Genomic DNA, 15,273 nt, shown 5'->3' with positions numbered 1-15,273 from the left:
ATTTCGATCAGAAGCCGTTGACGCGGTAGGGACAGTTATTAAACTTCCGTCTCTGTGAAGACCGTTGTTTTTTAATAGACATCTTTCCTAGTGAATGTAATGAAAGCGACAAGGAGAGCTACTAGCCCCCATACGGTCAGGACCATTAACGAAAAACCTAGGGTCATGCCTTCGATCGGTGCTCCCATCCCGCTAATATAATTCGTCACACGTAGATTGACCATGAAAAAATACTTGGCCGTTTCCCAAGAAGAGACCATGTTGGACAAGATGGCGCCGGAAATCAAGGCGGCTAGCATAACACCCATCACTGCTGCTGTGCTGCGCATAAGAACGGAAAGCATCAACGTGATTGCCCCGACGGTGATCCCTACAAACCATGATAATCCAAGCTCCATGAGAATGTATTCCCATTGTTCAATTAAGCGCACATTGGTCGTGACAAGTTCTTCTCCTTCAACGGCAAACCCAGTTAAGATCGGCAAGCTCCAACCTGAATAGCCAAATACGGCTCCAGAAATCACGTATGATAAGACCCCCATGGACAACACAATAAAAGACACAGAAAAAACCATCGTCAAAAACTTGCTTAACAAAATTCGCCATCGCTTCACTGGTCTTGTCAACAGCATTTTGATTGTTCCTGCACTGGACTCGGAAGAAACAAGGTCCGCTACCACCACAACGACTAACAGTGGCAATACGAGGTCTATAGCATTTTCAATAAACACACGCATAAAAGTTGGGGCTCCGGGAGCGCTTGGATTAATATCTTGCTCCAAATAATATTCTTGCTGACTCACTTGGATTTGCAAATAGCCACGCCATTCATCGGAAATCCCGCTTGAATTTAGCCGGTTCTGTGTATTGGTAATCTCTTGTTGAAGTTCAGTGCGCCAGTCCAACGTTCCTAGTCGCTCTTGCATCGATTCCACTTGTTTCATTTGGGCATAGGTGAACAAACAGACGAGAACGGCAAGTATCGCAATAACGACGTACAATCTTTTTTTACGGACAAGCTTAATCAGCTCATTATGAACGAGATTAATCAATCGTTTCGCCCCCTGTCAGTTCAATAAACAGATCTTCTAATGTGGGCAATTTGATCTCAATCCCGTGAACGTTCACCCCAGCATGAACAAGTTTTTCGTTGATGTTCGCAATGCTCTCTCCATCGTAATGGCTAATAAGGACGTCTTCATGTTCAGCTACAATCTTCATTTTTTCAGATACAATGGTTTTGCCTATGGACATCGGATCAAGCTTCCACCACACACGCTCCTTCTCGGCCAAAAGGTGTTCCACAGAATCAACGGTGATGATTTGTCCTTTCGAAATGATCGCCACACGATCGCACATCAATTGAATTTCACTCAATAAATGAGAAGAGACGAGGATACTAATGTTATCTCGTTCAGCAAGCGTACGAATAAACTCTCTCATTTCTCTAATGCCACCGGGATCAAGACCATTGGTCGGTTCATCGAGGATAAGCACTTTAGGGTTTCCGAGCAAGGCCTGAGCGATCCCTAACCGTTGCCTCATTCCCAGGGAATACGTTTTGACCGTATCATGAATCCGGTTTTGGAGACCGACAAGATCGACCACTTCTAGCAATCTAGCCTGTTCAATTCGAGGGACCATCCGGGCGAACTGCTCCAAATTCTCCCAGCCTGATAAATAAGGATAGAGTTCTGGATTTTCAACGATAACGCCGATATGGTCGATCGCTTGAATAAATTCTTGTTGCAAATTGTGGCCATAAATGTACACCTCGCCTGAAGTAGGTTTGATTAATCCTACTAACATACGGACCGTCGTTGTTTTTCCAGATCCATTAGGCCCCAAAAAACCGAAGACCTCCCCTTCCTTTAATTCGAAAGAAATGTTTTTAATGATGTTCTTTTTTCCAATATCTTTACAAAGGTTTTTCACCACTAAAGTTGATGGCTGACTATTCATCGCCCTCGCCTCCCTCGTTCAATGTAATTAGAGCCGCAAGACGTCGGCCAATCAACTGGTAGCCTTCGTTGTTCGGGTGAAACTGATCGCTATATATAAAGTCGTTCACGTCTAATTGAAAGAGGTCGTAAGTAGGAACGAACACAACGTGATCGAATTTAGCTGCTATTTCAGCAGATTCATTATTCCAATTGCGCACGGCGCTCGATGTCATCTCCGCCCCGTCTAACTGATTGAATGGGTTATACAGTCCCAGATGATAGACCGTCGTATCACCGTTGGCACTCTCGATCGCGCTGTAAATCTCTTCGAGGTTCTCCAAATACGTTTCTGTCGAATTCTCAATAATAAAAGCAGAGTCTACGCTCAGTGCTTGGCCACCTTGAAACAAATCATTTCCACCAATTGTCATGAAGATCATGTCCGCTTGGGCGATTTGCCTTTGAATTTCCGTTTGCTCGAGCTGATTTAACAGTTCTTCTGAGGTATATCCCCTGACTGCAAGATTAGATAGTTGGATCGACTGGTCGCTTCTCGATTTTAACTCGTCCAGTAAATACGTCACATACCCTTGCCCTTGCAAGTCTCCTGTTCCCCGAGTAAGAGAGTCTCCTAGTGCTAACAGGAACGTATCACTCGATTGTTCTGCTTCATCAGAAGTGGAAGCGGGTGGCGAACCAGCTGAAGATTCTTGTAACAGTTGATCATTGATCGTCATCCCAAGACCGATGATCCAGACGATTGTAGCTACGATTGAAAGACTGGCAACCACGGTCACTAAATTCATTTTCATACACTCATCCCCTGTTAATCGTGTTATGTTTGATTTCTTTGGATGTACTCACTCTTATATAAGCTGGTCACCAAGGCCCGGACGGGAACGGACGTTTGTTTGATTTGTAATTCTATAGTATCATATGCCTCCTTTATTGACAGAAAATAACCCTTATAAGACAGCAAATAAAATAGCCTATCCTTCGATGAAGGATAGGCGTTGAACGTTATAAATAGGAGATTTATAGAGTCGTAAGCTTAGTTATTACGTTCATTTTCCAGTTCATCGACGATCTCTTGAACAAATTGACCGATGTTTCCTTTTGAATAAACTCGAATCACTTCTGGCAAGATGGATCGTAAACAATGCTTTCTATATATTTCTGGAAAACCTTGTTCGGTCATCTTCTCTTCTAAATCTTTCGCAGCCTTCACGGCATAATAGGTAGCCATTTTATTCACTTCTTCAACGGTTGACTCGTCATCTGCCACGACTTGACCTAACTGTGAAAAACGGTGAAGGATGTTTTCATATTCTTTCTTGTCTATCACCTTCTGGTCCGTTACAAACAGGCCGTTTCCGTTACTCATTAAATTCTCAGAATGGCCAACAAATTTCATGCCTATAAAAGTAAGATGAGGGAACGCCTCATTTAGTTGTGCAGTCGGCATCGTGGTCGCTACATTTAGCAAGACAGCCTTATTTAACGGGTACCCTTCAGATTCACATTCATGAATAAAAGGGATGATTTGTTTTGCTGGGAGGGCTAATATTAAATAATCTAATTGAGTTAAGTCTTTCTTTCCCATCGTTTCAGCGTGAGAATAGTCCTTACTTACGGTTTCAGCTTTTGCAGTATCCGGATGATAAATTCCTGTAGGTTGTTCACATTGAGTAAGGATCGCTTTACCTAATCGACCAATCCCAACGATTCCCCACGTCTTTTCCATCATGTTTTCCTCCTTCATATTAATCGGTGTCTTTTGCCCTTAATAATGCGGATGCAATAGTGATTATTGAACAATTTCATATACCTTTAAACATATGATGACATTATCTCTATGATTTTTCCACATAGACAAAAACCACTTCAGGACGATCGAAGTGGTTTTTATTCCTTTATCTGATACTATGCATTTTACTTTCTTCCATCAATGATTTCCCTATCAAGACAATGTCACTCTTAGGAGAGCCTACCTCACAATATGTTGGAATAAATACGTTTTCTCCGATGATTGCATGATCAATGACAGCATGATCTCCAATCACCGCATTGGGTAAGATGACCGAGTTTCTTACCTTGGCTCCCAGACCGATTTTCACCCCTCCGAAAAGAACAGAATGATCAACCTCGCCATACACTTCATTGCCTTCGCTGAGCAAGCTTTGTTTAACTGTGGCAGCGTGATCAATATATTGTGGAGGATAGCTTTGTTCGACTGTATTTACATCGATTTCTTTCGTTGATAAAAAAATGTTCGATTCTTTATTTAGTAAGTCCATGTTCGCTTCCCAGTAACTCTCTAATGTTCCAACATCTTTCCAATAGCCATGGAAGGGATATGCAAATAAAGGTCGTTGATCCTGGAGCATTCTTGGGAGAATATCTTTACCAAAGTCTTTCGTGGAGAATTCATTTTTTTCTTCTTCGATCAATAATTGTTTTAAAACGGACCACTTGAAAATATAAACGCCCATAGAGGCTAAATTTGACGTGGGATACTCTGGTTTTTCTTCAAAATCTTTAATTCTATTTGTGTCATCTGTGCGAATGACACCGAACCTGCTAGCTTCATTCCAAGGAACGGGCTTTACAGAAACCGTGGCGTCAGCCTGAGATTGAATGTGGCTTTCAAGCATTTCTGTATAATCCATCTTGTAAATGTGATCCCCTGAAATGATCAGAACATGTTCTGGGTCATATTGTTCAATGTAGTCCAAATTTTGATAAACCGCATGAGCCGTTCCTTCATACCAATGGTCCGTATTTTTGCATTGGTAAGGCGGGAGAATCGTTAAACCTCCCTGTTTTCGATCGAACCCCCACGCTTCTCCTCTTCCAATGTAATTCTGTAATGTATGAGGAGAGTATTGTGTTAACAAACCTACCGTCTGAATACCCGATGTTTGACAGTTACTTAGGGTGAAATCAATGATCCGATATTTCCCTCCAAAGGGCACCGCCGGCTTAGCAATCGTATCCGTTAATTCCTTTAATCTCGAACCCTTGCCACCAGCTAACAGCATCGCTACACATTGTCTTTTTTTCATGAAATCCTCCAATTTTACTCTCATAGAATGATAGACCGTTACCGCTGTTTTAGAGAGCTCTATTACAAACCGTTCCACTCATCCATGCCTTTTTGAAAAAGTAGCTCTCTCATTCTTCCTGTAATTTTCTTTTATTAGCAACAATGCATTAATCGTATCATAGGATTACAGCCTCTTAAATTGAAAAGTTCTGACGTTTATTGACCTTTCATGACAAAACGTTCTCTTCTTATCGAGCAACTTCTTTCATTAGATAAAAACAACAAAGAATCGCAACCCCTTTGTCGTTATTTCTTTGTGACCGTGGGGACGGTTCTCGCGGTTAGGCCGGTGGGACGACTCTTATAGTTATGACGTTCCAATAACTAAAATCCACAAAACAGTCGTGGTTCATTTCCACAAGATGATTTGCCAATATAAGTTGATTTGAATTTCAGATGATTGAAAAGAGAATGAACATTCGGGAAATAATCAGTTAAGATCCTTAGCTGTTTTATTTCTCTAGAGTGGTTTGCTGGCGAGAGGTATAATAAATTAAGAAAGACAACCGATTTTCCCGGGACGGCTATTTTGAATTCATTTGAAAGGATTGAGGCTTCATGATTTCTTTTTTAATTACGTTACAACGAATGCTACGAGCCATAATCCGGGGACTAAAAGAACCTGAGTTTCAAGTTCTATTGACCTTAACGATTTTGACCCTGATCTCAGGAACGATTTTTTACAGTACCGTCGAAAACTTGCGTATTTTAGACGCCCTTTATTTCAGTGTCACGACCTTATCAACGGTCGGATATGGAGATTTCTCTCCCCAAACCGATTTTGGGAAAGTATTTACGATCGTTTATATATTTGCTGGAATTGGGATTATCGTTGCCTTCGTAACTAAGATATACGAATATACCCAACAAGGTCGAATCGATGTAAAACAAAAGAAGAAAGAAAAAATTAACCGCGGGGACGGTTCTCCCGGTTAAATTGCCCAAAAAAAGAAGCGTGAGATCTTCTCTCAACGCTTCTTCGTCATTCAAATGAATAATAAAACAAATGCGAAACACACTTGCAATCAGACGAACCAAATCCTTTAACGGGAACGCTCGCCTGATTATCTTTCATTAACCTTTGAAAGAGCTGACATTCTCCTTCTTTTCCAGGGTAGGTTTGAATACCGACAATGTCAACATAAGGACGTAGGTAATCAAGGTGCCAACGATGTTTCTTCTCCCGGGTCACATGCCTGCTTATTCTGGACCGAATATTTCGCTTGGCACTGCCTACATAAACATAAGTCCCCTGGTGAAATGAAAATGACCCGAGTTTTCCAATCGTAATCTCTTCGTCCCTAGTCATTCGCATCTCGATCGCATACAGCGTATGAGCTTCGTTGATTTGATCGGTGAACGTTTCCATTCGACACTCAACCTTTCACGGAGATTATTCAGGATCCTTCAATCTGCCAATTCAATTTCACAGGTAGCACCTGCTGAATCTGTCCTTCATAAGCCATCTTCTCCTTTTCGTTCATCCAAATGTGAATCTTTCCTTTGTCTGAGCTCGTTCGCACGAGGCGACCAATGCCTTGTCTGAGACGAAGAATCATGTATGGCATGTCCACTTCTTCAATCGGATGAGCCGAATGGTTTCGTTTTGCTTGGAAAACAGGATCTAATGGAGGAAATGGCAACGACGAGATGATCACTTGAGATAAGGACTCACCCGGGACATCCAAGCCTTCCCATAAATGATAGGAACACAGGACCGACGTTTCATCTAGCTGGAAAGTCTTGACCATTTCGCTAATTTCGCGATCTCCTTCGTACATGACGGTGAAGTCCCACGACTGTTGATCGGCCCATTTACGAAAGTGACGCATCTCTTCCTTCGAAGAAAATAATACTAAAGTTTTCCCCTGGCTCCCGTTTAAATCCCTCGCAATCGTATCCCATTTATCCGATTCTGTTTTCTGAAGATGTCCTTGAATCGTCATTTGCTCCTCGTACTCAAAGGGTGAATCGACGATAAACGAATCATACTGGTTGATCCCTAGACTGTTGGAAATATAATTGAAGTCACCCGCTTGAGATAACGTGGCCGATGAGAAGACGATCGGGATTTTTTGAGAGAACACTTCTTTCTTTAAAACGTCCTCCACAAGGCGCGGCATGATCACAAAGGAACTTTGCGATTCATTTTCCTCTAGCCAATAAATGCCTTGATCGTCTTTTAACAAGGTCGTTAACCCGTAGGAGAAAAACTCCAAGTACTCTTCGATAATTCTCACGTGGTACTCGTCAATCGTAAATAGTTCTGAATCAAAGACTAATTGTTCTAGTAGGGCCTGGGCTTTTTCATCTAATTTTGCCGCCAAGTCCATCATTTTTTTCGTCCTAGGTACTTCTTTACGATTTGAGCCTTTCACAAGCGTCGCCGTTTCCGTTAATAAATCGAACCACTCATCGTGATACATTAAAATTTCTTCAATGAGCATCAATGATTCTTCTCTCACTTCTTCGTTCATGTATCCTGTTAAGATGGTCGATAACGTTTGTGATTGAAAACGATAAGTCAACGCCTTTTGCGCTGCAAATTCCAATAAATGACCTTCATCAAAAACGACGGAACTGGCCTCTGGTAATAACGGTAACTGTCCTTCCCGTTTTCTGGACTCTTCTGTCCACACATGTTCCATATAGAAGTCGTGTGAGCAAATAATTAGATCCGTTGCATGGCGATAATATTCGCGGTGGAGCGTTTGGGCGCAGCGGTGACGCCACTCACACGTAGAACATTGTTGAAGGGGATCCCAAGCGATTTTTTCCCACTTTTCATTAGGAACCCACGGATACTCTTTTCGATCCCCGTAACGTTCAAAGGTCTGCATCGATGCCCCTTGCTGGTAAACAAAATCAGGAATCTCGTCGTGGACAGAAAGGATATCTTCATCGTCTGTTTTGTTAGACAATGGATCTAATTTTTTCATACATACGTATTGTTCTCGAGCCTTCGCCAACCGGACATCAATCTTAAGACCGAGCGCTTTTTCGAGCTTTTTAATATCGCCCTCATCTTTTACTAGCTGCTCGATTAATGTTTCATCAGCACAGGAAATAATCGCCGGCTTCCGTTTATATCGGGCGTAACAAATCGCATACAGAAGATAGACAAACGTCTTCCCCGTGCCAACACCTGCTTCTGCAAAAATGGTGGATTTATTTTTGAATGCTTGTTCAAGCTGAAATGCCATATAAATTTGTTCGTCACGAAGTTCGTATCCTTGTTCCGGTAACACGTCATAAAAGACGTCCCCTACATAATCCCCGAGACGTTGAAAGAAATTTTCAGTTTTTGAAATCGTAAATGGAGTTGATTGTGCCATGAATAATGTTTCTCCTTCCAGGGGGACGGTTCTTGTGGTTCAACCTTGGTCGCTACTATTTTAGCAAACCTGCCCCGCGCCTTCCCCATTGTACAGAGTTTCTTTGGCAAATGTCCATTGATTGGGTTGATTTTTTTGTGAAATTTACTAGGGAAAAAGTTCATAGAACGAAGGTCTTCCCGAAAAAATAGACGCGGTCTAGAATGTTTGACTACCTTTTCCCATAGGTTAAGAATAAGAAGTTTGCAGTTGGCCGTCAGTTAATCAGCATGATTTAAGGGGGAGAAGAATGGAAAAAGATAAAAAAATCATTAGATTATATGGAAATCGACCTGTGCCCTTTTATTTCAAAACTCCTATTGAAACGCAAAAAAAGGATATTGAGTTAGCTGAAGCTCATTTAATCAAACACAAAAATAAAAAATATAAGACTGCCTACAAATAAAAAAACCTGAAGAAGTGATCCTTCCTCAGGTTGGTGATGTAGTTATCATTGTGCAATTTTCTCTAGCTTGATTAATCGCGCTTTGATTGAGCTATTTGTTCGTTTATGTAGCTCTGCCAGCTCTTTAATGGTTTTACCATTGTCAAAGGCTTCAATCAGTAATTCTTCCTCTTCTTCATCCCACCCTTTCCCTGCGTTTTCAGGCAGCCTTTTCTGCCGTTTCTCGCTTATTTCCAATTTTTCTAGCCCTTTCACCGCTATAAAGAGAGCTCTTACTGTCTCTGGATTTTGGTATGTGCTTTCTTCAGGGAATACTTCTCCTGTCTGCGGGTCAATCCCATCTGATAAAAGAGTGATCATTTCTAATGCTTTTTTAATTTCCATTTATACTTCCCTTCTTGTGAAAAATCGTAGTATTCTGCTAGTTTTAGGGAGAGCAGGGCCCTATTTATTATAAAAATCTTATGAGTCCATTGAGGCATTACAGGGGGGATCGATTTCCTTTGGCCATAAAAATGCACTGAAATCATCGTGTGAAAAAAGTTGATTTGTTTGAAGTGTAGTGGTAAAAGTTGGTATCAAGTGATTGGAAGGGCGGTGGTTTTACCAGGAGCACTGGTACATTAAATAGTGGGAATCAAAATCGAAGTGATTCAGGAGGTCTTCTAAGATGGATTTCGTCTCCTCAATCTGATAGTAATAGAAGTCATCATACGAGTAGTAACCGAAGAAAGGGCCAGGCATTGATGGTAGAGAATCTTGGGGATTTTTCCTGTTTTCTAGAACCTTTACGCATAAGTTATAAAGGTCTTCCAAGTTTTGTTTTGTAACAAGCTCAGTAAACAAAGGTTCATCGTTCCCATTATGGAGGTTTTCAACAAACCAATGGTGAATCTGATTTGCTTTTCGCCAGTAGGCTACTTCTTCCCTCAGACTTTTCCATGACATGCCGAACTCTTCAAAGTGTTTAATGTGTGGTTTTATTTTTCGATAAATCTCATTTTGTTCCTCTTCTAGTTCTCCTAAATCTGCACTAGCTGAATGGACTTCATAATAATCCATTCCTTCAATTTTAGGTAACGAAACTAAATACATATCTAATCCCATTGGCAACTCTCCTCTATCAATTTTTTGCTAGGATCTAGCAAATTGATTCTATCATAGTACATTTCACTATGGTCATCGGATATGTTACAAATTTCGCACAACCATGGGGACGGTTCTCGTGGTTGATGTTAGGTCAGAATTGTCTAACGAAAAGGACCGTCCCTACGGTATTGAACCGCAAGAACCGTCCCTCCGGTCTTTGACTAAGCGCCTAAATTTTTATTTTGATCAATTGGAGTGCCACTGTTGCCACGGAGGATGAGAATTGTGATGATCGCAATGGCAAGGGCTGCGATGTACCACAAACTGAAACCACCAGCGACAAAGGCCATTCCTAAGCAACCAACGACTAATAAATAGTAGGTCATTGGAATAAGAGTTTTACGAATAATTAATCCTTCTTTTCCAAGAAGCCCTACTGTTGCAGAAGCTGCTACGACGTTATGAACTGTAATCATATTCCCGGCAGCACCACCGACAGCTTGCAAGGAAACAATGATGGCGGCACCGGCTGATCCTAAACCGATCTCTTCGGCTGTCGTGAACTGGAAGTGGGAGAACATCATGTTACTAACGGTATTACTTCCTGCTATGAACGCTCCTAATGCACCGATAATTGGTGAGAAGAACGGCCATGCTTCTCCGGCAAGTGAGGAGACAGCCTGCGCCAATATAACCGGCATACTCTCTACACCTGGTCCACCAGAGTTAAGAAAAACTTGAGCCATAGGAACAGCAAAGAGTAACGCGGCCGCTGCACCGACAATCGTTTTCAAAGAATCTTTCCAAGCTCGACCGTATGAACCTGGTCTTTGTCTCATGTTGTGGGTAAAATAGGTAATTATTGTGACGACGAGAAAGATAAACCCTGGCAGGAAGAAAGGTGCTGCACTGGTACTAATAGCGGAACCGAATATATTGTCTATTACTAAGACCACACTAGGGTGTTGGAGAGCACCTCCGACTGCATCAACGGTCCGAGTAATAATCAGCAACGCGGCCACAATGATATACGGGCTCCACGCTCGTAACATCCCCATTCTCTCGCCAATGACTTCTTTTGTTGCAGCATCTTGAAGTTCACCAATCCATTCTGGCGCCCATTTGCTGCGATCTTCGAAGTCGAAATATTCGGACTTGTCAGGTTGTAAAAATCCAGCCTTTGCGGCAGGAACAACGATCATCAGACCGACTAATCCACCGAGTAATGAAGGGAATTCAGGTCCGAGGAATAAGGCGAATAAGTAGTAAGGTACGATAAAGGAAACAGCAGCAAAAATCGCGAACGGCCATATTTTAAATCCTTCCGCAAACGATTTATTTCTCCCAAAGAAACGAGTCAGAATGCCCGCCATTAATAATGGAACTAGAATACCAGCGATCCCATGGGTCATCGCTACTTGTGCGCCAATCTGTGTCACATATTCAAGAAGTGAAGTGTCTCCGATTGCGGCCATGACGTTGTCTTGGCCGGACAGTCCTGTTTGAACACCAACGAGCATTGGGGTACCGATCGCCCCAAACGAAACGGGAGTACTTTGGATGATTAAGGCAACGACAACGGCACTCATGGCAGGGAATCCTATTGCAACCAGGAGTGGAGCCGCAATCGCTGCAGGTGTTCCAAAGCCTGCCGCTCCTTCAATGAACGAGCCAAACAGCCAGGCAATAATGATGGCCTGAACTCTCCGATCCGGCGATACATCGACGAAACCTTGGCGGATCGTTTGTAACGCACCACTTTCTTTGAGCGTGTTTAACAATAATATCGCTCCAAAAACAATGAACAGAATCTCAAGAGCTTTGACAATACCGTGTACCATCGCCCCACCAACTTGACTCAGCTCTGCTCCCCAAACAACATATGCTAATAGAGCTGTTACAAAAAGTGCCAGTGGCATGGCTTTTTTAGCCGGCCAGTTTAACACAACTAGAAAAATAAAAACAACAGCAATCGGTGTTAGAGCCAATAAAGACAAGACGGTTAAATTTCCCGTTATAAAGTCCACAAAACTCCCCCAGACATAAAAAAGTATTTTGTTCTTTATGTCTCGTCATGGTGTCTAGCAAAATGTAAACGCTACCAATTTACTGCACCTCTATAAACATCACCTCCACAGCTTGATCAAACCAAGGAAACCATGGGGACGGTTCTTCTGGTCAGTCCCCTTGGTCATCCCTGTGGTCAGTGGTTCTTCTGGTCAGTCTCCCTGGTCATACGAACCGCAAGAACCGTCCCTGCGGTCAGACGAAGGTATTTTCCAGTGTGCCGATTCCTTTGATTTCACACGCTATTTTGTCACCTGATTTTACAAACTCAGCTCCGAGAGGGCTTCCTGTCAAAATCACATCGCCATGTTTCAATGTCATCACACTTGAAAGGTACGAGAGCATCTCCCGAATGGGAACAATCATTAATTCAGTGGCACTGTTTTGCTTTTCTTCATCGTTTAATCGCGCTTCCACATTCACGTTAAATGGATCAAGGGACGTTTCGATGACTGGTCCTAACGGTGTAAACGTATCAAAGGATTTCCCCACCATCCAATGCCCATCTTCTCGAAAGAACTGGGGAGCGGTCACGTCGTTGCCCACGGTGTAGCCAAATACATAGTCTAAAACATCTGCTTCAGCCACATCTTTCATCTCTTTTCCAATCACCACCGCCAATTCAGACTCAAACTTCACTTCATCTAAAGCGCCTGGTATCACAATGCTCTCTTCCGGGCCTATGACAGATGAATTTGGCTTAAAGAAAAACACAGGAATCTCCGGTAGCCCATCTGGTCGATCAGCTACTTTTGCAACATAATTAGCCCCGATTCCAATGATGTGGTTCGGCTCCAATGGCGCAAGAAGCTTCACTTCATTTAATGAATAGGTCTCACCTGTGTATTCCCACTGGCCAAAGATATCACCTGAAATTTCTTGGATCTCTTGATTGTCTAACACACCTTTATAAAGGTTCTCATTCACAGTAAATCTTATGAATTTCAAAAAATCAGCTCCTTGTGTAAGTTCTCCGGTCATTTATACCCCCCCCTAGAAGAAACGATCGTCTACATTTCAACTGAGGGGAGACATCCAATTATTTATAAGATTTTTCGCTCACTTTGGCTTTGTGCTCAATTCTGCGGCGGTGCAAGATTGGCTCTGTATAGCCACTCGGTTGATCGCATCCTTTGAAAACTAACTCACACGCTGCTTGGAATGCGACTGAACCATCATAGTCTGTGGCCATTGGTCGATATTCTGGATCTCCTGCATTTTGTTCATCGACCACTTTGGCCATCCGTCTCATCGTTTCATTGACTTGTGCTTCCGTACAAATGCCATGGTGTAACCAGTTCGCCATATGTTGACTTGAAATTCGGAGAGTAGCACGATCTTCCATCAATTGAACATTATTAATATCTGGAACTTTAGAACAGCCAACCCCTTGCTCAACCCAACGAACAACATAGCCTAAAATCCCTTGAGCGTTATTATCCAGCTCTTGTTGAACCTCGTCAGAACTCCAATCATACGTTTTCGCGACAGGTATTTGTAAAATATCATCCTTATAATCTGTCGTTTCTTTACTAATCTTCGCTTGAATAGACGGGACATCAATCTCATGATAATGCAAGGCATGTAACGTGGCAGCTGTTGGGGATGGGACCCACGCCGTATTGGCACCAGCTTCAAGCTGTCCGCCTTTTTGCTCAACCATCGCTTTCATTAAGTCAGGCATGGCCCACATGCCTTTACCCACTTGCGCACGCTCTCGAAAACCAGCGGAAAGACCGGTTGTTACATTTGATTTTTCATAAGCTTGCAGCCACGTAGAAGCTTTCATCTCATGTTTTCGAATCATCGCACCTGCATTCATGGAGGTATGCATTTCATCCCCCGTTCTGTCTAAGAAACCAGTATTAATAAATACGATTCTTTCTTTCACTTCTCGAATACACGCTTTTAAGTTCAACGAGGTTCGCCGCTCTTCGTCCATCACACCTATTTTAAGCGTGTTACGCTTAAGGCCTAAGAGGTCTTCCGTTCGGTCAAAGAGTTTATTAGCAAAAGCAACTTCTTTAGACCCGTGCATTTTAGGCTTCACAATATAAATCGAACCTTCGGAGCTGTTTTGATACTGGCCCGTTCCTAAGAGGGTGTGTTTCGCTAGTAAACTAGTAAACACCGTATCTAACATTCCCTCGTAAACTTCTTCACCATTTTTGTCTAGAACAGCATTATTCGTCATTAAATGGCCAACGTTACGGACAAACATGAGGGATCGGCCCGATAGCGTGAATTCTTTCCCTTCTACTGATGAATACACACGGTCAGGGTTCAATGTTCGTTCAATCGCTCTGTTGCCTTTCATAAAAGTTGTCGACAAGTCGCCTCTCATCAGCGCTAACCAGTTGCGGTAAACGAGTACTTTATCTTCTGCATCAACGGCTGCGACCGAATCCTCACAATCCATAATCGTTGTTAAGGCTGCTTCCATCAAAACATCTTTGACGCCTGCTTTATCTGTTTGACCAATAGGGTGATCAGGATCAACCTGAATTTCAATGTGTAACCCGTTATTTTTTAGCAACACTGCTTCAGGTTTTTCTTTATGGCCTTGATAACCTACGAATGCCGATTCATCCTTTAAAACGGTGGTACTTCCCCCTTCTAAGGCTATAACCAACTTTCCTTTGTCAATCACATAGTCCTCCGCGTCTTTATGCAGCCCATTTGCTAAAGGAACCGCTTGGTCAAGGAAGTCCTTTGCGAATGAAATAACTTTATCTCCGCGAACAGGATTGTACTTCGCATCACGAGTAGCCCCATCTTCTTCAGAGATCACATCTGTCCCGTAAAGAGCATCGTATAGACTTCCCCAACGTGAATTGGCCGCATTAATCGCATAGCGAGCATTATTTACAGGAACAACCAATTGCGGCCCTGCTTGATGAGTGATCTCTGGGTCGGCCCCTTCCGTTGTAATTTGAAAATCTTCTACTTCTGGCTCTAAATAACCAATTTCTTCTAAAAAGGTTTTATATTTGTCAAAGTCAAAGCTGTCTTTATGTTCTTTATGCCAAGAATCGATGTCTTGTTGGATCTCCTCGCGACGTTGTAACAACGCTTTGTTTTCTGGAGTTAACTCGTGAATCAATGAATCTACTTGGGACCAAAAGTGTTCACTTTTTACTTCACTACCTGGGATTGCTTCTTCATTAATAAAGTCATAAAGCTCTTTCGCTACTTGCAAATTGCCAACCTTCACGTAATCTTGTGTCATTTGTCATGACCTCCTATTATTTTTTTAAAGCGCTTTTCCGTTACACATATATCAAACTT

14 protein-coding genes are annotated in these 15,273 nt (G+C 42.4%); 2 read left to right on the top strand and 12 right to left on the bottom strand.

What is annotated here, in order from left to right:
* Positions 1–71 precede the first annotated feature (71 nt).
* The 5 genes from CR194_RS05515 to CR194_RS05495 form a co-directional block, all read right to left on the bottom strand.
* On the bottom strand, positions 72–1,052 hold the full coding sequence (locus CR194_RS05515; RefSeq protein WP_110608605.1) for an ABC transporter permease: 981 nt from the start codon (positions 1,050–1,052) through the stop codon (positions 72–74).
* Positions 1,045–1,962 carry an ABC transporter ATP-binding protein gene (locus CR194_RS05510; protein WP_110608604.1) on the bottom strand — a complete coding sequence of 306 codons (918 nt, stop codon included), beginning with the start codon at positions 1,960–1,962 and terminating at the stop codon, positions 1,045–1,047. Before CR194_RS05510 ends, CR194_RS05515 begins: the two co-directional genes overlap by 8 nt.
* The gene (locus CR194_RS05505) at positions 1,955–2,755 is read right to left on the bottom strand and encodes a GDSL-type esterase/lipase family protein (RefSeq protein ID WP_110608603.1); all 801 of its coding nucleotides are present in this window, start codon (positions 2,753–2,755) and stop codon (positions 1,955–1,957) included. Before CR194_RS05505 ends, CR194_RS05510 begins: the two co-directional genes overlap by 8 nt.
* Before the next feature lie 239 nt (positions 2,756–2,994).
* Positions 2,995–3,687 carry a Rossmann-fold NAD(P)-binding domain-containing protein gene (locus tag CR194_RS05500; RefSeq protein WP_110608602.1) on the bottom strand — a complete coding sequence of 231 codons (693 nt, stop codon included), beginning with the start codon at positions 3,685–3,687 and terminating at the stop codon, positions 2,995–2,997.
* Between the two features lie 169 nt (positions 3,688–3,856).
* Positions 3,857–5,008, bottom strand: coding sequence for a glucose-1-phosphate adenylyltransferase (locus CR194_RS05495; protein WP_110608601.1), 1,152 nt, complete (start codon positions 5,006–5,008; stop codon positions 3,857–3,859).
* Positions 5,009–5,607: 599 nt separating this feature from the next.
* Here CR194_RS05495 and CR194_RS05490 point away from each other — a divergent pair.
* Positions 5,608–5,985 carry a potassium channel family protein gene (locus CR194_RS05490; RefSeq protein ID WP_110608600.1) on the top strand — a complete coding sequence of 126 codons (378 nt, stop codon included), beginning with the start codon at positions 5,608–5,610 and terminating at the stop codon, positions 5,983–5,985.
* Positions 5,986–6,031: 46 nt separating this feature from the next.
* On the opposite strand, the gene CR194_RS05485 is transcribed toward CR194_RS05490, so the two are convergent.
* Positions 6,032–6,418 (bottom strand): GIY-YIG nuclease family protein, encoded by a 387-nt coding sequence (locus tag CR194_RS05485; protein WP_110608599.1) that lies wholly within the window; start codon positions 6,416–6,418, stop codon positions 6,032–6,034.
* 28 nt (positions 6,419–6,446) lie between these two features.
* Positions 6,447–8,384, bottom strand: coding sequence for an ATP-dependent DNA helicase (locus CR194_RS05480; protein ID WP_110608598.1), 1,938 nt, complete (start codon positions 8,382–8,384; stop codon positions 6,447–6,449).
* Positions 8,385–8,673: 289 nt separating this feature from the next.
* Between CR194_RS05480 and CR194_RS20195 the strand changes: the two genes are divergently transcribed.
* Positions 8,674–8,829 (top strand): hypothetical protein, encoded by a 156-nt coding sequence (locus CR194_RS20195; RefSeq protein ID WP_158282177.1) that lies wholly within the window; start codon positions 8,674–8,676, stop codon positions 8,827–8,829.
* A 45-nt stretch (positions 8,830–8,874) separates the two neighbouring features.
* On the opposite strand, the gene CR194_RS05475 is transcribed toward CR194_RS20195, so the two are convergent.
* From CR194_RS05475 to CR194_RS05455, 5 genes are all read right to left on the bottom strand, one after another.
* Positions 8,875–9,213, bottom strand: a complete 339-nt coding sequence (locus CR194_RS05475) for a hypothetical protein (protein ID WP_110608597.1) — start codon at positions 9,211–9,213, stop codon at positions 8,875–8,877.
* Between the two features lie 219 nt (positions 9,214–9,432).
* Positions 9,433–9,936, bottom strand: a complete 504-nt coding sequence (locus tag CR194_RS05470; protein WP_110608596.1) for a hypothetical protein — start codon at positions 9,934–9,936, stop codon at positions 9,433–9,435.
* Between the two features lie 203 nt (positions 9,937–10,139).
* Positions 10,140–11,945: an L-lactate permease gene (locus CR194_RS05465; protein ID WP_233254239.1), complete on the bottom strand. Its 1,806-nt coding sequence runs from the start codon at positions 11,943–11,945 to the stop codon at positions 10,140–10,142.
* A gap of 235 nt (positions 11,946–12,180) precedes the next feature.
* Positions 12,181–12,933: a fumarylacetoacetate hydrolase family protein gene (locus CR194_RS05460; RefSeq protein WP_199228139.1), complete on the bottom strand. Its 753-nt coding sequence runs from the start codon at positions 12,931–12,933 to the stop codon at positions 12,181–12,183.
* 91 nt (positions 12,934–13,024) lie between these two features.
* Positions 13,025–15,214 (bottom strand): malate synthase G, encoded by a 2,190-nt coding sequence (locus CR194_RS05455; protein ID WP_110608594.1) that lies wholly within the window; start codon positions 15,212–15,214, stop codon positions 13,025–13,027.
* Between the last annotated feature and the right edge of the window lie 59 nt (positions 15,215–15,273).

Origin of the sequence: Salipaludibacillus keqinensis, assembly GCF_003226325.1 — a bacterium.
GTDB classification, from domain to species: Bacteria; Bacillota; Bacilli; order Bacillales; family Salisediminibacteriaceae; genus Salipaludibacillus; species Salipaludibacillus keqinensis.
This window is presented reverse-complemented; position numbering and strand designations above follow the sequence as displayed.